The organism is Paenarthrobacter sp. E2MeOHC11 (assembly GCF_058744955.1).
Map to the genome: position 1 here is coordinate 2,829,811 of NZ_CP196673.1, position 22,061 is coordinate 2,851,871.

25 protein-coding genes are annotated in these 22,061 nt (G+C 64.5%); 5 read left to right on the top strand and 20 right to left on the bottom strand.

Annotation, left to right across the window (positions count from 1 at the left end; genetic code table 11):
• Positions 1-15: 15 nt before the first annotated feature.
• The 4 genes from ACSSVG_RS13275 to ACSSVG_RS13290 all read right to left on the bottom strand — a co-directional run bounded on the left by ACSSVG_RS13275 (position 16) and on the right by ACSSVG_RS13290 (position 2,721).
• Positions 16-708 carry a DsbA family protein gene (locus ACSSVG_RS13275; RefSeq protein ID WP_231338544.1) on the bottom strand — a complete coding sequence of 231 codons (693 nt, stop codon included), beginning with the start codon at positions 706-708 and terminating at the stop codon, positions 16-18.
• A gap of 48 nt (positions 709-756) precedes the next feature.
• Positions 757-1,458, bottom strand: coding sequence for a cation diffusion facilitator family transporter (locus tag ACSSVG_RS13280; RefSeq protein WP_231338545.1), 702 nt, complete (start codon positions 1,456-1,458; stop codon positions 757-759).
• Positions 1,455-1,781, bottom strand: coding sequence for an ArsR/SmtB family transcription factor (locus ACSSVG_RS13285; RefSeq protein WP_231338546.1), 327 nt, complete (start codon positions 1,779-1,781; stop codon positions 1,455-1,457). The genes ACSSVG_RS13280 and ACSSVG_RS13285 overlap by 4 nt, the downstream gene beginning before the upstream one ends.
• 82 nt (positions 1,782-1,863) lie before the next feature.
• Complete coding sequence (locus ACSSVG_RS13290; RefSeq protein WP_231338547.1) at positions 1,864-2,721, bottom strand: prephenate dehydratase; 858 nt, start codon at positions 2,719-2,721, stop codon at positions 1,864-1,866.
• A 110-nt stretch (positions 2,722-2,831) separates the two neighbouring features.
• On the opposite strand from ACSSVG_RS13290, the gene ACSSVG_RS13295 reads away from it, so the two are divergent.
• Positions 2,832-3,356, top strand: coding sequence for a hypothetical protein (locus ACSSVG_RS13295; RefSeq protein WP_231338548.1), 525 nt, complete (start codon positions 2,832-2,834; stop codon positions 3,354-3,356).
• A gap of 42 nt (positions 3,357-3,398) precedes the next feature.
• Here the strand turns inward: ACSSVG_RS13295 and ACSSVG_RS13300 are convergent, their stop codons facing one another.
• Positions 3,399-4,811, bottom strand: coding sequence for an aldehyde dehydrogenase family protein (locus tag ACSSVG_RS13300; protein WP_231338575.1), 1,413 nt, complete (start codon positions 4,809-4,811; stop codon positions 3,399-3,401).
• Positions 4,812-4,972: 161 nt separating this feature from the next.
• Here ACSSVG_RS13300 and ACSSVG_RS13305 point away from each other — a divergent pair, with 161 nt between their 5' ends.
• A complete protein-coding gene (locus ACSSVG_RS13305) occupies positions 4,973-5,614 on the top strand; it encodes a LysE family translocator (protein WP_231338549.1) in 642 nt (213 codons plus the stop codon).
• A 4-nt stretch (positions 5,615-5,618) separates the two neighbouring features.
• Here ACSSVG_RS13305 and ACSSVG_RS13310 read toward each other — a convergent pair whose 3' ends face one another.
• The 3 genes from ACSSVG_RS13310 to ACSSVG_RS13320 all read right to left on the bottom strand — a co-directional run bounded on the left by ACSSVG_RS13310 (position 5,619) and on the right by ACSSVG_RS13320 (position 7,745).
• Positions 5,619-6,341 (bottom strand): hypothetical protein, encoded by a 723-nt coding sequence (locus ACSSVG_RS13310; RefSeq protein WP_492415162.1) that lies wholly within the window; start codon positions 6,339-6,341, stop codon positions 5,619-5,621.
• Positions 6,331-7,014 carry a helix-turn-helix domain-containing protein gene (locus ACSSVG_RS13315; RefSeq protein WP_231338551.1) on the bottom strand — a complete coding sequence of 228 codons (684 nt, stop codon included), beginning with the start codon at positions 7,012-7,014 and terminating at the stop codon, positions 6,331-6,333. Before ACSSVG_RS13315 ends, ACSSVG_RS13310 begins: the two co-directional genes overlap by 11 nt.
• 140 nt (positions 7,015-7,154) lie before the next feature.
• Entirely contained in the window at positions 7,155-7,745 is a 591-nt protein-coding gene (locus ACSSVG_RS13320) for a TetR/AcrR family transcriptional regulator (RefSeq protein WP_492415163.1), read from the bottom strand.
• 122 nt (positions 7,746-7,867) lie between these two features.
• Between ACSSVG_RS13320 and ACSSVG_RS13325 the strand changes: the two genes are divergently transcribed.
• The 3 genes from ACSSVG_RS13325 (at position 7,868) to ACSSVG_RS13335 (ending at position 11,209) form a co-directional block, all read left to right on the top strand.
• The gene (locus tag ACSSVG_RS13325; RefSeq protein ID WP_231338553.1) at positions 7,868-9,847 is read left to right on the top strand and encodes a primary-amine oxidase; all 1,980 of its coding nucleotides are present in this window, start codon (positions 7,868-7,870) and stop codon (positions 9,845-9,847) included.
• A gap of 2 nt (positions 9,848-9,849) precedes the next feature.
• Positions 9,850-10,287 carry a hypothetical protein gene (locus ACSSVG_RS13330; RefSeq protein WP_231338554.1) on the top strand — a complete coding sequence of 146 codons (438 nt, stop codon included), beginning with the start codon at positions 9,850-9,852 and terminating at the stop codon, positions 10,285-10,287.
• Between the two features lie 109 nt (positions 10,288-10,396).
• Positions 10,397-11,209: a hypothetical protein gene (locus tag ACSSVG_RS13335; RefSeq protein WP_231338555.1), complete on the top strand. Its 813-nt coding sequence runs from the start codon at positions 10,397-10,399 to the stop codon at positions 11,207-11,209.
• A 3-nt stretch (positions 11,210-11,212) separates the two neighbouring features.
• On the opposite strand, the gene ACSSVG_RS13340 is transcribed toward ACSSVG_RS13335, so the two are convergent.
• The 12 genes from ACSSVG_RS13340 to ACSSVG_RS13395 all read right to left on the bottom strand — a co-directional run bounded on the left by ACSSVG_RS13340 (position 11,213) and on the right by ACSSVG_RS13395 (position 22,037).
• Positions 11,213-12,109 (bottom strand): sigma-70 family RNA polymerase sigma factor, encoded by an 897-nt coding sequence (locus tag ACSSVG_RS13340; RefSeq protein WP_231338556.1) that lies wholly within the window; start codon positions 12,107-12,109, stop codon positions 11,213-11,215.
• A gap of 17 nt (positions 12,110-12,126) precedes the next feature.
• Positions 12,127-12,585: a carboxymuconolactone decarboxylase family protein gene (locus tag ACSSVG_RS13345; RefSeq protein ID WP_231338557.1), complete on the bottom strand. Its 459-nt coding sequence runs from the start codon at positions 12,583-12,585 to the stop codon at positions 12,127-12,129.
• A 138-nt stretch (positions 12,586-12,723) separates the two neighbouring features.
• Entirely contained in the window at positions 12,724-13,959 is a 1,236-nt protein-coding gene (locus ACSSVG_RS13350) for a pyridoxal phosphate-dependent aminotransferase (RefSeq protein WP_231338558.1), read from the bottom strand.
• A 43-nt stretch (positions 13,960-14,002) separates the two neighbouring features.
• Complete coding sequence (locus tag ACSSVG_RS13355; RefSeq protein WP_492415165.1) at positions 14,003-14,938, bottom strand: PASTA domain-containing protein; 936 nt, start codon at positions 14,936-14,938, stop codon at positions 14,003-14,005.
• 54 nt (positions 14,939-14,992) lie between these two features.
• Entirely contained in the window at positions 14,993-15,469 is a 477-nt protein-coding gene (locus tag ACSSVG_RS13360) for a hypothetical protein (RefSeq protein WP_231338560.1), read from the bottom strand.
• Positions 15,462-15,998: a phage tail protein gene (locus ACSSVG_RS13365; RefSeq protein ID WP_492415167.1), complete on the bottom strand. Its 537-nt coding sequence runs from the start codon at positions 15,996-15,998 to the stop codon at positions 15,462-15,464. The genes ACSSVG_RS13360 and ACSSVG_RS13365 overlap by 8 nt, the downstream gene beginning before the upstream one ends.
• Positions 15,991-18,639, bottom strand: a complete 2,649-nt coding sequence (locus ACSSVG_RS13370; protein ID WP_492415168.1) for a hypothetical protein — start codon at positions 18,637-18,639, stop codon at positions 15,991-15,993. The genes ACSSVG_RS13365 and ACSSVG_RS13370 overlap by 8 nt, the downstream gene beginning before the upstream one ends.
• On the bottom strand, positions 18,636-19,070 hold the full coding sequence (locus tag ACSSVG_RS13375) for a GPW/gp25 family protein (RefSeq protein ID WP_492415169.1): 435 nt from the start codon (positions 19,068-19,070) through the stop codon (positions 18,636-18,638). The genes ACSSVG_RS13370 and ACSSVG_RS13375 overlap by 4 nt, the downstream gene beginning before the upstream one ends.
• A gap of 13 nt (positions 19,071-19,083) precedes the next feature.
• On the bottom strand, positions 19,084-19,422 hold the full coding sequence (locus ACSSVG_RS13380; protein ID WP_492415170.1) for a hypothetical protein: 339 nt from the start codon (positions 19,420-19,422) through the stop codon (positions 19,084-19,086).
• A gap of 2 nt (positions 19,423-19,424) precedes the next feature.
• Positions 19,425-20,945, bottom strand: coding sequence for a phage baseplate assembly protein V (locus ACSSVG_RS13385; RefSeq protein ID WP_492415171.1), 1,521 nt, complete (start codon positions 20,943-20,945; stop codon positions 19,425-19,427).
• Positions 20,942-21,700 (bottom strand): CIS tube protein, encoded by a 759-nt coding sequence (locus ACSSVG_RS13390; RefSeq protein ID WP_231338566.1) that lies wholly within the window; start codon positions 21,698-21,700, stop codon positions 20,942-20,944. Before ACSSVG_RS13390 ends, ACSSVG_RS13385 begins: the two co-directional genes overlap by 4 nt.
• A gap of 1 nt (position 21,701) precedes the next feature.
• Positions 21,702-22,037, bottom strand: a complete 336-nt coding sequence (locus tag ACSSVG_RS13395) for a hypothetical protein (protein ID WP_492415172.1) — start codon at positions 22,035-22,037, stop codon at positions 21,702-21,704.
• Positions 22,038-22,061: the final 24 nt, after the last annotated feature.

Consider the following 22,061-nt stretch of genomic DNA (forward strand, 5'->3'; position numbering starts at 1 on the left):
GGACCGCAGGCGAGCCTATTTGGCGGCTTCGTCAAGCAGCCCGCGGAACTGCTCCTCGGTGTCCAAGGTGAGCTTCTTGCCATCGAGGAAGAACGTCGGGGTACCTGTGACGCCGAGTGCGCTGCCGTCACTTGCGTCCTTTCGGATTCGCGCCTGGGTCTTTTCGTCTGCGACGGCTGCGTCGTATCGCACCATGTCCAGGCCGAGTTCCTGTGCGTAACTGCGGAAAGTCGCGGCCTGGGAGTCCGATTTTTCTCCCCATTGCGGCTGGGTTTCGAACAACTTGGCCGCCATCACCTCGTACTTGCCCTGCTGGGCTGCGGCTTCAACGGCCAAGGCGGCAGTTCCGGAATTCCTGTGCCCGGCGAGGGGAAAGTAGCGCTGGACGAACGTGATCCGGTCGCCGTATTCCTTCTTCAATTCCTCCACCAACGGATAAGCGGCACGGCAGGACTCGCATTCGAAGTCCAGGAACTCCACCAGTTGGGCCTTTTCAGCGGCAGGAGTGGTGATCCTGTGGCTGTCTTCGCGGACCAACTGCGCTCCGCCCGCCGGCCCAGCGGTGCTGGGGGCCGGCTTGGTGGCCGTGAACACTGCGAACCAGATGACCCCTGCCGCCACGACAGCCGCGATGACGATCCACACGATGATGCGGACCTTTTTGGCGGTGTCTACGGTGGGCTGGGGGCGGGGCGGTGCTTGCGTCATGGCTGCTTTCTGGTCGCGGGGGTGACTGGTTTGAAAGGGAGGGCTGTTCTACGCCGGCGGCTTTGCTTCCACCGTTTTGCAGCAGTCGTCATCTGACACGAAATGGGTTTGCGTGTTTGCGCTGGGGGCGGTGCAGCAAACGTCCCCGCGCCAGGCGTTCACGCCTTCACGAACGGCGATGGCGGCAATCACCAGTGCTGCGCCGGCATCGGCCCACCACCAACCAAGGGTGCTGTTCAGTACCAGTCCGATCAGCAGCACGCCTGAGAGGTACGTGCAGAGCAGGGTCTGTTTGGAATCCGCCACTGCGGTCTTGGAGCCAAGTTCCCTGCCCGTCCGGCGTTGGTAGTAGGAAAGGGCCGGCATGATCGCAAGGCTCAAAGTCGCTATCACAATGCCTGGCGTGGAATGCTGGGCTTCACCCCCTCCGGTGAGCGACCGGATTGCGTCCACAGTGACGAACGCTGCCAGTGCGAAGAATGAGACGGCGATGATACGCAGCGTCAGGTGTTCGCGATGTTCGGGATCCTTGGAGGAGAACTGCCAGGACAGGGCCACTGCGGAAGCGACTTCCACCACGGAGTCCAGCCCAAAGCCAATCAGGGCTGAAGAGTCCGCCATTCCACCAGCCCAGAGGGCCGCGATGGCTTCGAGGACGTTATATGTGATGGTCGCGGCGGCGAACAGCCGGATCCGACGCATCAAAACCAGCCGGCGATCCGCTGTGAGGAGTAGCAGCGGACGGCTCATGCCACGCAGGTTCCGTCCGGCGCGCAGCAAGCAGGGTCCACGGCCAAGACGACGCCCAGCAAGTCCTTGATCGCGTGACCCAAGCGGGCGTCGGCCAATTCGTAGCGGGTGCGCCTGCCGTCCGGGACTGCAACAACCAAACCGCAGCCGCGCAGGCAGGTCAGGTGGTTGGACATGCTTTGGCGCGATACCCCGACAGAGTCCGCCAGGTCAGACGGGTATGACGGCGCTTCGGTGAGGGCCAGCAGGACCTGCGCGCGGGTGGGGTCTGAGACGGCGTAGCCAAAGCGGGCCAGGACTGGCGCATGCGTGAGTGTCTCCATGAAAACCAAAGTACATGCGCAGATGTATTCACGCAATCGTGTACTAAAGATCGCAGCCGGTTGTCCCAGCCCCGTGAAATCGTCAGGCGCTGACAGTGTTCCGTTCGCGGTATCCGTCCGCGGCATAGACGCCCAGTACCCTGACCTCCGTGGTGAAGAATTCCAGCTCCTCCAGCGCCCGGCGGAGACGGGCGTCCTCGGGGTGACCTTCGACGTCGGAAAGGAACATCGTGGCGGCAAATTCGTCGCCCACCATGTAGCTCTCCAGCCGGGTCATGTTGAGACCGTTGGTCGCGAAGCCGCCGAGTGCCTTGTAGAGGGCGGACGGGACGTTGCGGACCCGGAAAACGAAGCTGGTGATCGCCGGACCCGGAAGTTCTTCCTTCGTTGGAAGCTCACGTTCACGGGCCAGGACAACAAAGCGGGTGGTGTTGGTAGGGTCATCCTCGACGCCGGAGGCCAGGACGTCCAGCCCGTAAAGTTGGGCGGCGAGCGGCGGAGCGAGGGAGAGTTTGCGGGGATCGTTCCAGTCCCTGACTTCGCGGGCCGAGCCGGCGGTGTCACCGGCAATGACCGGCTTCAGACCGGCTTCGCGGATGATCCGGCGGCACTGACCCAGCGCGTGGATATGGCTGTGGACTTCCGTAGCGCCTTCGATGGTGCTGCCCGGAATGCCAAGGAGGTCGAATCGGATCGGAAGGAAGTACTCGCCAACAATCTGGAGCTTCGACTGCGGAAGCAGGACGTGGATGTCGGCCACGCGTCCAGCGATGGAGTTCTCAATCGGAATCATGGCCAGATCGACTTCGCCTGTGGACACCAATTCAAAGGCGTCCTCAAAGCTCGCGCAGGGGACGCTTTCGAGGTCGGGGAACATTTCCTTGCACGCGAGATCCGAATTGGCTCCGGGCTCACCTTGGTACGCAATCTTCTGGGCCATGGTGCCCATGCTTACATGCGGAGCGCCCGGCCTCCCAACCGCGTCCACCCTGTGACTGGACAAGTGGGAACCGCCTTCTCTAGGTTCAGGGCAAGGATTGGGGGCGGCCGGTGACGACTGCAAAAGTGTTCCAAACGCACAACATGGCTTTCAAGGGGCAGCGGATTGCAAGTTTTGCGGCCACCGTCATCGGACTGAGCACCCTGCTTTGGGCGGTCCTACTTTCAGGCACAGTTGGCGGGCATGTGCTGACGCCCGGCCCCTGGCATGCTCTCCCGCATGCCTTGAGCCTGCTGTCAGCATTGGCCGTCTACCTCTATTGCCGGCATCTGAACTACAGGACAAGCGCGGCCGGGCTGCTCTGCTTCACCGCAATAGCGTTCTTCTTCTCAGACGTCGCCTTGGCCTTCATGTACAGCCCATTTTTCGGCGTCGCGCTCATCGCATGGAGTGCCAGCGCTCGGCGACCAATCCTGGCCGGGACGGGAGTCCTCGCCATCGGCGCAGCCATTGTCGCCAGGGTCGAGCACGAGTCCGGCGTCCTCGCGATAGCCGGGTCCGGCGTCATGATCCTCGCGACAGCACTCGCCATGCGCCCCAAGAACCCATCTATGTCGCAGCAGAGCGCGTCTTGAGGGCTCAAAACGCGCTCTGCTGCGACTCAGTTGGGAAAGGGGTTAGCCGTTGATGATCTGCGGGACACCCAAGGCCTTGAGGCCCTCGGCACCGAACTCCAGGCCATAGCCGGACTGCTTTGCGCCGCCGAACGGGATGCGCGGGTCCACGGCTCCGTGCTTGTTGATCCACACGGTGCCGGCCTGGATGCGGGATGCGACTTCGCGGGCGGCACCCAAGTCCGAGGACCAGACCGAGGCGCCCAGTCCGACGTCGAGCGCGTTCGCCTTGGCGACCGCCTCGTCTACGGTGCTGTATTTGATGATCGGCAGGGCGGGTCCGAACTGTTCCTCGGCCACGAGCGGGTTGTCGTTGTCGATGTCGGCCACCAGCGTGGTGGGGTAGAAGTTGCCCGGCTGGTCGGCGTCGGGGTTGCCGCCGATCAGCACCCGCGCACCGGACCCGCGGGCCGCTTCAACCAGCCTGGCCACGATGTCGTACTGCTGTCGGTTCTGCAGCGGTCCAAGCACGTTGTTCTCATCCAGGCCGTTGCCCATCGGCATCGCCGCAGCAACAGCGGTGAGCTCGGAACATACGGCCTCGTACTGGGATTCGTGCACGTACAGGCGCTTGAGGGCGGCGCAGGTCTGGCCGGTGTTGATGAACGCGCCCCAGAACAAGCCCTCGGCGATGGCCTTGGGATCCGAATCGGGCAGGACGATCCCTGCGTCATTGCCGCCGAGCTCCAGTGTGAGGCGTTTGACGGTATCGGCCGACGAGCGAATGATCGCCTTGCCTGTAGCGGTGGAGCCGGTGAACATGACCTTGCCGATAGCGTCGTGCGATGCCAGTGCTTCGCCGACGTCGCGGCCGCCGGAGACCACGGACAGCAGGTCCGCGGGCAGTTCTTCATTGATGATCGCGGCCAGCGCCAGCACGGACAGCGGGGTGTATTCGGAAGGCTTGACCACCACGGCGTTGCCCATGCGCAGGGCCGGGGCGATCTGCCAGACAGTGATCATCATGGGCCAGTTCCACGGGCCAATGGCACCTACGACGCCGATGGGCCGGTAGTGCAGTTCGGCGCGGGTTTCGCCGTCGTCCACCACGGTTTCGGGATCCAGCGGGGTTGCGGCCGTGGCACGGAGCCAGGCCGCGCAAGCGCCGACTTCGAAGCGGGCGTTCGGCCCGTTCAGGGGCTTGCCCTGCTCGCGGGAGAGGAGCTGGGCGAGCTCTTCGGCAGAGCGTTCGACGGCGTCGGCCGCCTTCATGAGCGCAGCGGACCGGGCGTCGTGGCCCAGGGCAGCCCACGACGGTTGCGCGGCAGCGGCGGCGGTGATGGCGGATTCGAGGTCTTCGACAGTGTGAACAGGTGCTTCGCCGACAGCCTCGCCCGTCGCCGGGTCAAGGATGGTGCGGCTGTTCTGGCCGTCGGCCGGGGTGATCGAGGCCAGCAGGGCGTCGTAAGTCTCCATTGGTACTCCGCTCGGGTAGTAAGTCTTGGCGGCCAGTGAGGCACGCGGCGATGTTTCCAGTGTGGTCGGCGTCACGCGTCAGGGCCTTGTCGTTGGACGAACAGCCCTTGACGGGAAGCGAACGCTTTCCGTTCGGGGCGTCCTGACTGATAATCGGTCTTGTGACTCTTGCTTCCCTTGCTGCCTTCGCTGGCCTCTGCCTTGTCCTGTCCGTCACGCCCGGTCCGGATACGTTCCTGGTGCTGCGCATTGCATTGAACCGACCCAGCGCGGGAATTGCGGCGGCGGCAGGTTCAGCGGCGGGCGCGATCATGTGGGCGGCGCTGGTGGGCGTCGGTTTGGCCGCCATCCTCGAACAGTCCGCGGAATTGTTCCGCTGGGTCAAGATCGCCGGTGGCCTGTACTTGCTGTACCTGGGCGTATCTTCGTTCATCAAGTCCCGGAAGGCAGCGAAAGCCGGCGCCGACGGAACTATGGGCGACGCGCCGCTCCCGTACAGCCGGCTCTCCGCCCTGGGAGCAGGTGCCCTGTCTACGCTCCTCAACCCGAAGGTGGGCTTGTTCTACCTGGCTGTCGTTCCGCAGTTCATCCCGCACGGCGGGGACACCATGGGCACTTCCCTGATTCTGGGCGTAGTTGTTGCCGTCATTGCCTTCGCGTATCTCTCGATGATCGCCGTCGTCGCTTTCAAGGCGATGCGCTGGCTCAAGCGCCCGAAGGTGAGCACCGTCGTCGAGCGTGTCAGCAGTGGCGTGATTGCCGGGCTGGGTGTCGGCGTGGTGGCGTCGGGCGCTACGAGCTAAGGCGCTAGTTCAGCGAGATTCGCAGACGTTCTACGCCCTCGGCACCTTCAGGCACTTGTTCCATGAGTTCCGGTTCATTGGCAAGACGACCAAGCATATTTGCCAAGTGGTCCCGTTCGGCGCGCTTGTAGGTGACGCCACGAAGGTCGGAGGCCCGGACGGCAGAGGCCAAAGTGAGGAAATCGTCGATGTGTCGCTGCCGGAGGGGGTCGTTGATGATGGTCAGCGCTCCCGCTTTGCCGATGAGGCTGCCAATGATGCTGGGCCGGTTCACATGACCAGACGCTGACCCGGCTTGAACTTCGACGGTTTCGGAGCGGTCGAGCGCTTGTTGGCTGGCGGGGGCGGCAATTGTGGTCCCGCCGGTAATTCCGCGTCTCTTCTCGGCGCGTTCACCTAAATGGCGCGGGATGAGGACGTCCACCAAGGCCTCGCCGCGCTGCCATCGATGCTGGTAGCCCTCGAGGGATTCTCCGGCGGATTCGAAGCCGAGCTTCACGAGGAGCTCAGTGAAATCGTGCAGCATGGTCGGGTATGCCCGGATGTCCAGCGCCATATCGGCGTCCTTGGTGGGGCGCACGTACGGGGCGCCACGCTCGATAGCGTGGAGGAAGACGGCTTGTCCGCCGACCAGCACCCACCCCTGCGGCATCGCGTTATGGATTTCGAAGACAGCTTGCCAGGCTTCCTGCTGTTCGGTGAGCATTGCGGGAAGTTCAATGGGCATGGATACCCCTGAGGATTTCGCGTGCTGCCTGCTGTTCGCGGACACCGGGCCGTTCGGCCAAGTCTGCCGCCACCACTAGTGGGGGAAGTTCGCTGGGGACTCGCTCGGCGGCGCGGAGGATGACATTTGGTCTCTTCCCAGGATGGGGCTCGACTAGGAACCAGTCCTTGACGACGTCTCTGAGGTCATCGCGTTGCACGTAGGCTTCAACCTCTGAGTTCGCCAGCAGCCCAGAGCGCGGGTGAGAGACTCCCGAGAGGTGGATTCGTTTGTCCTCCCGAAGTTCGGCGATGTCGGACGGGCTGGAAGAGAACTCGAACTTTTCGGCGCGATTGGCCAGCCAAGCGAGAAGCTCTGGCAAGTCGGGGGAGTCCTGCAGCCGGCTGATGCGTTCTTTTAGGCGATGTTTCTCGACCGGCGAGGGGGCCAGGTGTTCAAGGAGGGAGTGCCGGGGGCTGTCGTCCCAGAAACAGGACATGAGTTGCCATGCGCTGCGTTCGGACAATGGCCGGCCGGCGGGCTTACCCGGCCGGTACTGGGCGGCGTCGGCTTCCTCAACGATCCAGCGTCCACCGACTCGTTGACCGCGTATACGTCCGGACTGGACGAGCTGCCGCGCTCGGCTCTCGTTGACGTTGAGGCGCTTCGCCAACTCGGGGATACTCAAGGCCATTTCATAATCATATCGGTATCGCTATGAATATGTAATTGGTCATTCCTGTAGAGATTACAGATTCCTAGCGATTCCGCTACCAATCTGTAAACGGTAAATCGAGCCAATGCTGACAGTAAGCACGGGTCGCTACTCGCTGTCTAACCCGCCAGCAGGGCCAGGTAGTTATCCAACTGCCCTGCCAAGTCCTGCGAAAAGTGTTCCGCTGGGGACAGTGCCGCCACGATCTGCGCGCCGAGCATCATGTTGAGCAGGTGATCGGCGACGGCGGCGTCCCCAATGGGGGTGGCGATCTCGCCGGCCGCCCGGGCTGCTGCCGTATGCGCGGTGATGGTGGTGTGCCACTGGTTCATGGACTCGCTGTGGAGGGCTGCCATATGGGCGTCGTTGAGTGCCTTCTGCCAGAACGGGATGACGAGGCGGGCTTCGTTGACGCGTTCCTCATCCAGCGGCAGGACTTCGGTGCAGAAGGCCCGGAGCGCTGCGACTCCTGAGAGTCCTTCCGTCATGGTGGCGATGCGCTGGTTGGTGCGGTTGAACACGTGCCCGAAGGCCGAGGTCAGCAGTAGGTCCTTGGTGGGGAAGTATGGTTTTAGCGCACCGTTGGCGAAGCCGGCTTCTTCGGCGATTTCCCGCATGGTGGCGCCTTCCATGCCCAGCCTCGCGATGATCCGCCAGGTTGCGTCCACCAGTTCGAGGCGTCGTTGATCGTGGTCCACAATCTTTGGCACTGTGTGGGCTCCCGGAAAAATAAATGGTGGACAGGTCTTGTGACCCATCTTACGTTTTGGTTATTCTCTACACCTATAGAAAATAAATCCTGACCATCATAGGTCCCGGACAAGAGGCAGCCATGACGCCCACAGCAACTGAGACAGTCGCCATCGAGGAAACGCAGTACAGCCTGGCAACGGGCGCCGAAATCTCCCTGGTGCAGGGAATCCTGCAGGCCGCCGGACATCTGGGCACGGAGAAGCGGATCGCCTACCTTGGCCTGGTGGATCCCTCCCGCAGCGCCACGGAGCTGGACCGCCGCTTCCGGGTCTTCCTCCACGACATTTCCGGTGGTGCTCCCACCGACGTCCTGGTCTCCGTCACCCGCAGCGAGGTCCTTTCGGCAAGGGAACTGGACACCAAAGTATCCGGCGAACTCCCTGTGCTGGAAGAGGAATTCGAGGTAGTCGAGTCGCTCCTGGCCACGGATGAGCGCTGGCTGGCTGCCCTTGCGGCCCGGGACCTGGAGGTGGAAAAAGTGCGCGTTGCTCCGCTGTCCGCCGGCTACTTTGAATATGAAGAAGAACGCGGCCGCCGCATCCTCCGTGGTCTGGCCTTTGTGCAGGACTTCCCGGAGGACAGCGCCTGGGCCCACCCCGTGGACGGACTGGTGGCCTACGTGGACGTGGTGAACAAGGAAGTCACCCAGGTCATTGACCTTGGCGTGATGCCGATCCCGGCGGAACACGGAAACTACACCGATCCGGAACTCACCGGCCCACTCCGCACCACCCAGAAGCCCATCAGCATCACCCAGCCGGAGGGACCGAGTTTCACCGTCACCGGCAACAACCACGTGGAGTGGGAAAAGTGGAGCGTGGATGTCGGCTTCGATGTCCGCGAAGGAGTTGTCCTCCACAACCTTGCCTTCCAGGATGGCGACACGAAGCGGCCCATCATCAACCGTGCCTCCATCGCAGAAATGGTGGTGCCGTACGGCGATCCCTCGCCCATCCGGTCCTGGCAGAACTACTTCGACACCGGCGAATACCTCGTGGGCCAGTACGCCAACTCCCTGGAACTGGGCTGTGACTGCCTGGGTGACATCACCTACCTCAGCCCGGTCATCAGCGACGCTTTCGGCAACCCCCGCGAAATCCGCAACGGCATCTGCATGCACGAGGAAGACTGGGGCATCCTCTCCAAGCACTCCGACCTCTGGAGCGGCATCAACTACACCCGCCGCAACCGCCGCTTGGTGATCTCCTTCTTCACCACCATTGGCAACTACGACTACGGCTTCTACTGGTACCTCTACCTGGACGGCACCATCGAGTTCGAAGCCAAGGCCACCGGCGTCGTCTTCACCAGTGCCTTCCCCGAAGGCGGCTCGGACAACATCTCCCAGCTCGCCCCCGGCCTCGGAGCCCCGTTCCACCAGCACCTCTTCAGCGCCCGCCTGGATATGGCTATTGATGGCTTCGCCAACCGCGTGGAGGAAGAAGACGTGGTGCGCCAGGCCATGGGCGAAGGCAACGAACGTGGCAACGCGTTCTCCCGCAAGCGCACGCTCCTGGCCAAGGAGTCCGACGGCGTCCGTGAAGCCGATGCCCGGGCGGGCCGGACCTGGATCATCTCCAACCCGGAGTCCCGCAACCGGCTCGGCGAACCGGTCGGCTACAAGCTCCACGCAGAAAACCAGCCCACATTGCTGGCAGACCCGGGTTCCTCCATTGCGAAGCGGGCAGCCTTCGCCACCAAGGACGTGTGGGTCACCCGTTACTCCGACGAGGAACGCTACCCCACCGGCGACTTCGTCAACCAGCACTCCGGAGGAGGAGGCCTGCCCGCGTACATTGCCCAGGACCGCGACATCGACGGCCAGGACATTGTCGTGTGGCACACTTTCGGCCTCACACACTTCCCGCGCGTGGAAGACTGGCCCATCATGCCGGTGGACACAGTTGGCTTCAAGCTGCGTCCCGAGGGCTTCTTCGACCGCAGCCCCGTCCTGGACGTGCCGGCCAACTCGTCGGGATCGAGCTGCCACAGTGGGCCCGTTGCCTCCGGTGAAGCAGCCGATGACGCGCACGGCGAAGCCTCCGGGCACTGCCACTAGACATGACAATCGTCGCAGGACGGGTCCGTTCACGCGGGCCCGTCCTCCATCCCCGCCTCTGCGCAGCGCTGACAGCCGTTTCGTGCCTGGTCCATCTCTGGCTCGCGGCCTCGGGACACCACGACGCCTGGCTGGGCATCCTCATGATCGGCCTGGCCGCCGTGTGCATCCCGTGCACTGTTCACATCTGGCGCCACAGCCGGGTCGGCGCGCTGCATCAAGTGACCATTTCAGCCCTGGCAATGGTGGGACTGCATGCTGTCCTGCTGCTGGGAGCAGGCGGTTCCGGCCACGCGCACGGCGGGGGACCGGCGTCGAACGCTGTTGCTTCATCCGGCGCCGCCGGACTGTTGCTGGTCATCGGACTGGAAATCACGACGGCGTTACTCGCCGCCACGCTGGTAGCGCGGCTTCGGCGCCGGTCGGCCGTGGCATCCTGACCCTCATTCCCGCCACCACAACCGGGGATCAACCCGTGGTGGTTGCAGCCGGACACCCCCGGATCGGGACGAACCTTGTATTTGAAACCCCCAGTGCCACAATTGACCCATGGCCGCAGCGTGGTCAATTCGCGAGGGGTTCCGCAGCGGGCCTGACCCGGATGCCCTGCGCCGTCCCTTCTTCTACGCGGCACTGGTTGTCTTCGCCGTAGTAGTCCTGGCCGAGGTGGGCATGTCGCTCCTGCTGGGCCAGGCCGCCGTCGAGCCCGTCTCCGCCGCCGACGCCAACAAACTGGGCGTTCCGCTGGAAGTCTTCCTCAAGACACAGCGCGCGGACTCTGATCCACCGGGTGCCGGGATTGGTTTTCTGGCATTCCTGGATGGGCTTGTGCTGTTCACGGTGGTGATGCTGGGGCTCAGCCTGATCATGGACCTTCGGACCTATGGGCGTGTTCAGGGCCTTGCCACCCTGATCGTGACGCTGCTGTGGGTTATCGCTGCATTCATCACGGCGATGCTGGCGTTGGCGAAACTGTTCCTCATGATCGGGCTCTTCGTGGCAGCTCCGTTTGGAACCATCGCGTACCTGGCCCTGTGGGGGAGCTTTCCCAAGGGCCAGGCCGCGGCCATTCTGGGCCTGCTGTTGCTGCTCAAGATCGTATTCGCCGTGCTGCTGATCCTCAGCCAGCCGAAGTTCCTCAAGGTCACGGGCTTGGTGGTGCTCCTGGCGGTGTCCGTGCTGCTCCAGATCATTCTGGGCGTCATTCACGGTTTCTTGCCTGGACCGCTGGTGTCCATCGGGGATCAATTCTGGGCCCTGATCACCGTGGTGGTGGCGCTGGTGTGGGCAGTGATCATGTTGATCGCCTCCATCCCGGCGATCATCAACGCCCTTCGCGTGAGTGGCTCTGCGGGGGACTAGGAACTAACGAACAAGCGAAAGCCGCGTCAGCTTGTCCGGGTTGGAAAGCTGGCGCAGCTCCCGGATGGTCCCGTCCGGTCCGCAATTGATCGTCACGATGTCTGCACGGCCGTGATGCCTGAGCACCAGGGCCGCTTCGCCGTTCACCTCGACGATTTCGGCCCGGACCGGCCGCACGGGATCGAAAACCACCGCTTTGCCGAAAATGCCCGCAAAGAAGCGTGAGATCCTTGCCGCCCCGAACAGCGGGTTCATGGCGCTCTTTACCTTGCCGCCGCCGTCGGCCCATAGGATAGCGTCCCGATCAAGCATGGCGACCACGGTCTCCAGTTCGCCCTGTTCAATGGCGTGTACCAGTTTGTCCAACGCTGCCCGGTCCTTCGCCCGGGGAGCGGGGGCTTCCGGGTCGATGTCCAGACGGCGTTCGGCGCGGGAAATCATCTGCCGCACAGCGGCGGGTGTTTTCTCCAGGATTTTCGCGATTTCCGGGGCGGACATCCCGAAGGCGCGGTGCAGCACCAAAGCTGCCCGCGCCTCCGGGGCCAATTGCTCGGCGAGGTGCAGCAAGGTCAATGACAAGAGCTCGCGGTTGGCCACCGCTTCCTCTGGGAGTGTGGCCATATCCAGCGGCTCGGGCAGCCATGGGCCAATGTAGTCTTCCCTCACTGCGGCGAGTTGGCGGACGCGATCCACGGATCGCCGGACGCACACGGTGGTCAGCCACGCGGGCCAGGAATCCACCCGGGACTCCGCTTTCCGCTCCTGCCGTACGGCGTCGATCGCAACCTCAGAGACGACGTCCTCGGCATGGCCGAAGTCGCCCAGCATCCGGTACGCGATCCCCAGCAGCCGGTTCCGTTCGCTCTGCCACGCCGCAGTGGCCGACACCCCAAGAGTCATGCTGCCAACGCTACCGCTCAGACCAGTGGGTTCTTCTCATCCAACGGCGGCTCCATCTGGGTGCTGATGGCAATCCGGTTCCAGACGTTGATGGTGGAGATGGCCAGAATGAGGCCGCCCATCTGGCCGTCGTCGAAATGGGTGGCCGCCGCGTTCCAGATTTCGTCGGTGACCGTCTCAGGGCCGAGCTGAGTCACGGCGTCCGTGAGGGCCAGTACCGCTTGCTCGCGGGCATCGAAGAACACTTTCGAATGCTGCCACGCTGCGACGGCATGCAGTTTGCGGGCCGGAATTCCGCGCTTGCCGCCGTCCGTGGCGTGCATGTCCACGCAGAAACCGCAGCCGTTCAGGATGGAGGCGCGGAGCTTGATCAGTTCATACAGATCCGGGTCGACTGACTTGCGGGCGTAGCCTTCCAGCCCGATGACGGCGGCGTAGCCGAGTTTGTTGCTGCGGCCGATGTTGATGCGGGGCATGATGTTTCCCTTCAGCGATGGAGTCTTACATCAGGGATGTCGGATCCGACGCGGGAAGTGTGACACTTTCGACCGGCCCCACCCAAGTAGGTCGCAGATCAGGGCGTTGTGAGCGCTCAAAACGGCATGTGCTGCGACTCAGTTGGGCTCGTCCGTGGGGCGGTTCCGGTACGCGGCGAGGTAGGTGGAGATGCGGCGCACCGCTTCCTCGATGTCTCCCACGTCCGGCAGGATCACGAAGCGGAAATGGTCGGGCGTGGGCCAGTTGAAGGCCGTGCCGTGCGAGACCAGGATCTTCTGCTCCTGGAGGAGCTGCAGCACGAACTTCTCGTCGCTCTCGATGGGGTAGATCTCCGGGTCAAGGCGGGGAAAGAGGTACATGGCGCCGGCAGCCGGAACGCAGCTGACGCCCGGGATCGCCGTCAACAGCTTCCACGCCAGGTCCCGTTGCTCGCGCAGTCGGCCGCCAGGACGGATGAGGGCCTCGATGCTTTGATACCCGCCAAGGCAGGTTTGGATGGCGTGCTGCGCCGGGACGTTGGCGCATAACCGTAGTGAAGCCAGTAGTTCCAAGGACTCACGGTAGGCCGCCGTCGCTGTCAACGGCCCGGTGACGGCAACCCAGCCAGCCCGGTAGCCGGGCATGCGGTACGCCTTGGACAGCCCGCTGAATGTCAGGACGCACACGTCCTCTGCCACGGCGGCGGTGTGGATATGGGGAGCATCGACGTAGCGGATCTTTTCGTAGATCTCATCGGAGAACAGGACAAGGTCGTGTTTCCGGGCAAGGGCTGCGAACTGCTCCAGGATATGCCGCGGATACACGGCGCCCGTGGGGTTGTTCGGGTTGATGATGACAATCCCACGCGTGCGCGGGGTGATCTTCGCTTCGACGTCGGCCATATTCGGCCACCAGTTCTCGTCTTCATCACAGAGGTAGTGCACTGCCTGGCCACCGGTGAGCGTCACGGCAGCAGTCCAGAGCGGGTAGTCCGGGGCAGGGATGAGGATCTCGTCGCCGTTTTCCATGAACGCCTGCAGGGTCATGGAAATGAGCTCGCTGACGCCGTTGCCAATAAAGACGTCTTCGACGCCGATGGTCATCAGCCCGCGGGTTTGGTAGTACTGCGAGATGGCGGTGCGGGCGGAGAAGATGCCTTTCGAATCGCTGTAGCCCTGCGCGCCGCGGAGGTGGTGGATCATGTCCACCACAACAGACTCCGGCGCCTCCAAACCGAACGGCGCGGTGTCCCCAAGGTTCATCTTGAGGATGCGGTGTCCCTCAGCCTCCATGGCCTTGGCAGCCTGGAGGATGGGACCGCGGAGTTCATAGCGGACGTTCTGGAGTTTGCTGGAGTGCTGCATCGGACGCATGGTTGATCTTTTCATAGCGTCGGCCCCAGCAGGCAAAACCGTCTCACCGTTGCAGCCTCAGCACACAGGCCTGCGGATTGGTCATGCAGATGTTTGGCAGGGGATCGAAGATGGGGCTCAGCCGTGGCTCCGTCCGCACCAGGACCAACGCGTTCTGGTTGACCTTGCTGCCGACGTCAGGGTTCACCCCCACCACGATGCAGGGCCTGAAGAGCGGCTCAAAGGCGGACGAGAAACACTGGGATCCTTGCGTGAAGTCCAGTTGCAGCTTGGCGGCCTGGAAAGCCGCCCGCGCATCCTCGATGCGCTGCCCCAGCACGTCCGGCACTGTGGCCCTTACCGGCACCGCGATTTCCAGGTTCACCGTGCTGCCGCGGCCCACTTTCCCGCCGCCGGCCGGGGTCTGGTTCACCACCGTTCCCTCCGCCTCAGTGCTCTCAGTCTGCGAAGTGGTGGCTGTGAAGCCCGCATCGGTGATGATCTTCACCGCTTCGGCCTGCGGCTTGGTTTTCACATCGGGAACGTTGGCGTCCTTGAAGATGAAGAACAGGATCAGGCCTACGACGGCCAGCAGCACCACGCCGCCGATGATCACCCACAACCATGGGAAGGGCGCCGGTGGTTTGGGTGCCTCCGCAGCGGGAACGCTCAACGTGACGACATGCGCCTGGTCCGCGTAGTCCTCCGGGGCGTCGTCGGCGGAGTACGCAATCAGCTTCACGGGGTAGCTCCCCGCTGCAGCGCCGGCGGTGTCGAAACTGACAACGTACTGCTCCGTGGCCCCGGCTGCGATGGTCCGCAGCGGGTTGGGGATGGTGGCGTACGTTGTCGACGGCGGATTGGTCACCTGCCCGGGGAACGCGCCGAGCACTACCCGCTCGGCTTCGGCGGAGCCGTTGGTGACGGACGCAGTCAGCGATCCCTTGCCATCCTTGAGGACAACGTCCGGGGAGCTCAACGTCATGGTGATGGTAGTCATGGCACAACAACTCCTGGGATGGCGGTTGATGGATTCGGCGTGCAAAGGTTCATCTCAGCCTCCGGCTTCCTGGAGTTGCAGTACGCAGGCCCCTATGGCCAGGCAAGCGATTCCCAGCTGTCCACCGGAGGTCCCGAAGGTCACGTCCACGGTCTTTCCCGGGCCGGAGTCCTGCTCGGCACGGGTGCCTTGGATGAACAATGAGACCCTCACCAGCTGTTGGGGCGCCAGCCTGGCCCGCTTGGTAGGCGGTCCGAAGGAGAACCAGCCTCCGCCGAATTCCTTCACCTCGAACACGCAGGCGCCTGTTACCACCAGCTGCGTATCGGACGCCGAACACGAGCCGCTCTGCACCGACAAGTCCGCCGCAGTGAGCTTCGCTGCCACCGCCGTACCGGAGAATCCGCCCTGCCAATCTGCGGCGGCGTCATCGTTGCCTCCGCCACAGCTGACACCGAACACCAGCACCAGGACCGCCACCACGCCACAAGCGATCACCACCATGATGGGTGTCCGGTTCTCCTTATTCACCGGTCCGCACCTCGATCTCGTCGGTTACGTGCGCCGGTTTCACGCCTTTGACGGTCCTCCGGATCAGTTCCAATTGCCCGGCCGCCTCCGCGGGGACCAGCACCTTGATGTGGAACGCGCCCGGGACGGATTCGATGTCGAAACCCGGCACTCCCGTGGCGAGGTGCAGGAAGCGGGTGAGCCCGTCGACGGTTCCCCGCCGCGAGGAGAGCTGCGCTGCGGCGGCGATCAGGTCCCGCTGGCGTGTGATGGGAACCGCGCCGGAACCCCCGGCGGCACCTTCTGCCCCGGGGAGCGTCAACCAGTCAAGGTCCACCCAGCGCGACAGGAACGGAATCAACGACGCCGGTGCCCGCCCAGGATCCGGAACGGTATGGAGCCGGTCCAAGACCTGCCGGACGGGCTGGTGCATGTCCTCTGCCACGGCAAGAAGTGCCTGCATGGGGGCGCTGGTATCGGCGGCTACCTGGAACACTTCGGGGAGGACTTTGAGGAGCTTTGATGCCTGGACGTCGGAGGTGCTAGCCATGTCCGTGGACCACCTCGATCCTGTGGTCGCCGGAGCAGAACAGCCACGTATCCGGCAGCGTCACCAGATCGTCCACCACCCTGCGCGTGCAGCTTTCCCAGGTGACGGCGTCGTCTTTGCTTCTGTAGACACCTTTGGGCCCGGCGGCCAGCACCAAGACCTGGCCGCCGTCCAGAACAGCGCCCGACACTGAGCGGACCGGCTCAAACCGGGTCCGGTCCCGCAACGGCAGCTTGCAGTTCACATCAGGCACACTCCATTGCGCCGACGCCTGACCAAGTTGCAACCGCAGGACGCCGCCGCTTTGCGTCGCGGCATAGGCGGCCTTGCCCATCACGTGCACGCCCCAACAGCTGCCACCGGTCCACCCGCCGCTGAACTGCTCCCAGGAGTCCATGAACGATTCGTCAAAATCCGTTCGGCCCAGTTCGTCGATCTTCAGCCGCAGGCATCCCGTCCCGGTGCCCTCCGGCACTGCGCGGCCGAGCCACACATAGCTCGCGCCGCCGTCGTACTGGACTGTCATGCAGCGGATGTCCTCGCCGGCCGCCTTCACCTGCTTGAACGTTCCGGCCGTTCCGGCGTCGGGGGAGAGCCACACACCGGCGGAGGCCTCGGCGGCCACCACCACTCCGGTCCTGCCGCGCACATCCACCAGGGCGTCGACGGCGTAGAAACCGCGGTCTGGCTGGCTCGTGTCCACAACGTTTTGCACCGGAATGGCACCCGGGCTCACGGGAAGTTCATAGAGACCCCGCTCGCCGGCCAGCAGCAACAGCGGCTCGCCTTGCCGATCCACCCAGCACAAATCGGCGACGACGAAACCCAGCTCTGCTGCCCTGCGCCAGGATTCGCCGAGGTCATCGCTGATATAAACACGGGAGCCCGTGGCCGTGACGGTGCTGACGGCCACCATTCCAGGGTGCTTCTCGGGACCGACACGACCCGGCGCGGGCGAACGGAAAGGGGCGATGGAACGGACTGTTTCCTCTGTATCGGCTGTGTCCCCGAACTCTGCGCAGGCTTCCCAGCCGTCGGCGGCGTTCGTGGTGCGGAACAGCGTGCTGCCCTGGGCCACGAACCATGTGTTGTCCTGGCCTTCGGCCTGCACCAGCGCCATGGCATCGGTGTCCGGAACCTTGTCCACTTCCAGCGTCACCCGGTCCACGTACTGCACCCCGGGCTCGGCTTCCTCCATGGCCCGGTACAGGTTGGAAACGCGCAAGGGCTTGCCGAACCCCGACCCGTAGCTCGAAGGATCCGGACTCAACGGGCTGATTCCTTCAGAGAGGCGGCCTACGATGCGGGCCTTGACGGCCTCGGCATCTTCGTCAGGCCGGACAACGACCCTCGCGTCCACCAGCACCTGCTTGTAGAGCCCCCAGCGCACCACGGGTTCGGCGCCGACCGTGGAGCGCCTGCGGAGGTACTGTTCCACCTCCAGCCGTACTTCGTCGCGGGCATGGGCGACGAGTTCGGCAGCCCTGAGGGGCTTTTGTGCCGCTGTCCGGCTGCCCGCTGCCCCGCTTCCCGCTGCCCCACTTCCCGGGACGAACGGCACCAGCACGACTTCCACTTCGCCGGGTCGGGCGAACGCCCACAGCTCCTTTCGAGTGAAGGCGCGCGCACGCCCCACACCGCCGTGCCGCAGGGCCAGGACCTCGTAGTCGCGGACGGTGACAGCCCGGTCGCGGGCATGGAAATCCTGCGGGGCACGCCTCAGCGCGTTCTCCAAGGATTCGCCATCGCGGCCGCCGGTGGCCGGTTCCGGATTGGTGACCTTGGCGCCCGGAACAGGGGAGCGCAACACTGTGAGCTGGCCGGCGCCGACGTTCCCGCCAGCGCCCCCGCCGCTGCGATACCAGGCACGCACTTCGGCGCCCGGGGCAGGTACCTGGTTTTGGCCTGCCCGCCCTGTGGACTCCTCGTCCCACCACGCGAACATGGCGACGCCGGCACTCCGGTCTATCCGCACCGGCATCTCCCCGGGCCTCGCGTCGGCGAACGCCTCCACCTCCTGGCAGTACCTGAATGTCTTCCCGTCCACCAGCACCGCCTCGCCGCTGCTGAGCCTCGTCCCTGCCGGAACCTCGACGGCGATTGCCAGGCCGGCGCCCGAGACGATCGGAGCGTTGGGGATCACCAGGCTCTGGCCGGGTCTGCCAGTTCCCGTACCGATAGGGATGGCGTCGTATAAGGCGACATCGGCTGCAGGGACCAGGACGGTTGTCTTGCCGGGCGCCAACGTGGCTGCCGCCGTCGTCGTAAATACAGGCTGCGGTGAACCCGGGACGCCGGGTGGGCAGCTGACCTGGGTGCCGCGCGGGATATGGATTTCCTGCTCTGTTGCTGGACCTGTGGAAGAGGCGCGGCTGAACTCCAGCATTGTCTCGGCCGTGCTGGGCGGATAAAGGGACGTGCCCAGCAGGTTCAGGTACACGGCGTAAAGCTTCTCCGGCACGCGGTTGAGCCGGTACATCAGCGTGTCCGTGAGGTAGGCGAAGGCCTCCACGATGGTGATGCCGGGGTCGTGGACGGAGAGATCGGTCCATTCCGGGGCGATCTGCTGGATGCGCTCGCGGGCACCGGCCACCAGATCCGCGAAACTGCGGTCGTCCAGGTTGGGCACGGGGATACTCATGTTGCACCTCCGGATTCCACAGGCAGGGCGATCGTGATCTGGTCCTCAAGCTGGGTGGTCCGCACACGGTATTTCAGCCTGACCTCAAGTACTTCAGGCTCCTCCGGCGACCTCGAGGCATCCAGGGAAAGGACCGTGATGCGGCGCTCCCACTGCTCTACCGCCCTTGCCACATAGTGGATGGCGAGGCCGGCCGTGGTGTCGTCGGCCGGCGCGAAGGCCAAGCGGAACAGGTGACACCCGTACGTTGGACGGTTCACGCGCTCGCCGGGCCGGGTGCTCAACAGGAGGAGCAGGGCTTGCCTCACCGACGCCGCGTCCGTGACGGTAGCCAGCATGCCCGCTGGGGTCAGCCGCAGACCGGGAATGCCGGCGGTGTCGTCGAAATCCGGGTGGATGAAGGCCACCGACTTATACCGCGGGGCGCTCATGGCTGGTGCCTTTTCATGAAGTGGCTCCCACCAGCGTTTGCCCGGGCCTGCGGACGTTGTACTTGACCGCACCCGGCGGTGTGCCATCCGTGAAGCCCTCCACTGTGTCCAGGCAGACCGCCTTGCCGCCGATCGAGATGAACGCCGAATAACCCCTGGTCACCGGCAAGGTCTTGTTGCACGGCTTGATGTTGATACCGATGTGCGGGCACATGCTGATGTCCCTGCCCTGGGGATCACTGTCCACCAGAATGGGGGAATCCTTGACCCGGACCCACTCCTGGGACGGCACGTTCTCCACCTTGCCGTCGTGCCCGCAGCGCAGGATGGCTTCCTTGACGAGGATCCTCATACCTAGGCCTCCTCGAAGTCGACGGATTTGGCGCGGATCTTCATGGCCTTGCCAGGGGCCTCGAGCACCAGGTCCGTGGCCGCCGTGATCCTGAGTTTGTCCGGTCCCAGCTCTACGGAGGAGCCGTGACCGTCCGTGAAGCTGATGGTGTGGGCACCGCCGTCGAGCATGATCTGTTGACCGTCCGCGCTGCGGAAGGTGTAACGGCTCTCCCTCTCGGTGCCGATCCGGCTGTCCGGCGGCTGCTCGCTGCCATAGAGGCCGCCAAGGATGATGGCCTGAGCAGGATCTGTGGCGGGGAGGAGGACCAGGACGTTGTCCCCGGGAGCCGGCGGGACAACGAGCCCTTTGCCCGGACCCGCTCCCGCGGTCAGCACAGGGGCCCAGTTGGTTTCGAGGTCAGGATAGGCGGGGAGCCTGACCCGGGCACGGCCCCGTGACTCGGGATCATCCACATCCACGATGGTCCCCAGGGTAAAAACGTCCGGGCGACGTTCCGGTACGGAACCCGGGGGCCGGGTGGTCAGGGTGGTTTCGTAGCCGGTTCCGTCCAAGCGGTGCGAGGCGCTCGCGATCAGGTACGTTCCTTCGATGCTCGGCGCCACTCCCTTGATCCTTACCCGGCCGCCTGCCCTCAGCCGTGGGTTGCCTTCGGCGACAAAGACGGCCGTGACCTGGCCCGCGGTCTTGGTGTCCAGCTCGGCCTTGGCCAGGGCGTCGGCGAGCGCTCCTGAGTCAAGGACTTCGTTGTCCCGCCTGAGGTCGCCGCCCGCCCCTACACTTGCCAGCGCCGGATCGGCCGTGACCTGGGCTTTGGCGTCGCTGCTTGTGGTGTCGGCTTGGTGGATGGAAGCGTCGTCGCTGCGCCACCCGTTGGTCCGGGCCCCTGCATAGGCCGGCTCTTGGCTGAGTTCGATGTCGGCGGAATGAAGCGTGGCACCGAGGGTCAGCTCCAAAGGTTCGCCTTCGCCGTCGAGTCCTGTGAGCCTGAGGGCACCGTCGTGCACCACGGGGTAGGCGCCCACCCGGGCGCTTTGTTCCACGAGGAGGCTGAGGTCCGTCCGCGCGCACTGGTAGACCTGGCCGAGCCGATCACCGCCGCCCACCACGTCCAGGCCGGTGCCTTCGCAGAGTTTCCTTGCTAATCCTGCGAGATCCACGTCGTCGTGGAGCCGGGTGAATTGGCGCTTCCTCAGGCGATGCAGTGCGTCGTAGGCCCTGATCCGGATTTCCTGGCCGAGGTCTGCGCCGTAGCTGTACTCCACGACCGTCACCTCGCCAACGAAAAGCGGTGTCCGCTGGCCGCCGAGCTCTACCCTGAGGGCATCTCCCGGTGTTGGATCCACGCCTCCCCTGGCCGCGGCCGTCCGGCCGGGGCCGGGACGCCAACTGATGAGGCACTGTGCCGGGCGTGCGAGTGAGCTGAGCACCTGGACGGAAACTATCGCGGCGGTTTCGGCAGTGCTGAGCCTGCGCCGGCCGAGGGTGACGATGAGTTCGGGGAGGCCTTGCAGTTGCCTCATGGTGTATCACCCATGGGCGGAACGGCGAGTGGGCCGGTGAAATGTGCGGGATCGTCAATGTTGTTGTACTCCAGAAGCAGCTTCCAGAGCAGGGGCGTGCCGAACGCTTCCACGGACAGTCGCCCCAGCTCAGCCGGGGGTACCTCGGGAAGCAGTTCGCCGCCGTCGGGCATTAAGGCATCCCGGTCCGTGCTGCCGTCACCGGTGACCGGGAGCGTGTCCACGGGAGGCGCTGTCAGGTCGACGGCGGGAAGGCGCCGGGCGAGTTCGTAGTTCTCGCCGCCTTCCTCATCAGCTGCCTGCCCCACCCTGACGAAGACCATGCGCATCCAGGACCTGAGGGGCGATCCATCGGGGGCGAACCGATCGAAACGCTCCGCCACCTCCGTCACGATGCCCGGCACGTTCCACGCGCGGCCCCACACAAACCGGACCGACGGCGGCCTGCGCTGCCTTTCGACTTCGGCGCTGTTCTCCGCGAGCGCCCAAATGGGGCGGGTCATCTGCCGAACGTCCTGGACATGGAGCGACGCCGGCGCGAGGTCGACGTCAAACAACAGATCCAGCCGCAGTTCCGTGTGTCCGCCACCGGTGAAGAGCAGGGGGTCGTCCGCCAACCCGCTGCCGCTCAGTTTGCCGCCCGCACTCCTTCGCGCCTCGACACCGGCCGAGCGTTGCATCACCACGGTTTCAGGGTTGAGCAGGCAGCCAAGGTGTTCCCCGGTGTCCTCGATCAGGAAAGCGACACGTTCCATCTCAGACCGCCAGGTGTTCGTCGTGGAGGCGGGCCTGGCGGGACATCGCGTTTTCCAGGGGTGTCAGTGGGGCGGGCTGGGTGTTCGTAGTGGTGTTGGTGGGGCGTGGGGTGAGCTCGGGCCACGCGCCGTTGACGGGCGGCGCGGGCGTGTGAACCCCGACGGCGCTTGGGTGTCCTTGGGGTTGGGCTTGGGGGATCGGGCGGGGTTCGTAGTGTCGGGGTTCGTTGCGTTGCGGGGTGTGTTGTGGGGCGTGCTCTGCGCGTTGGGGTTCGTAGCGTCGGGGGGTGTGTTGCGGGGCCTGCTCTGCGCGCTTGGGTGCGCTCGAGTCACGCATATCGGGCCCCGCAACGGGTGGTGC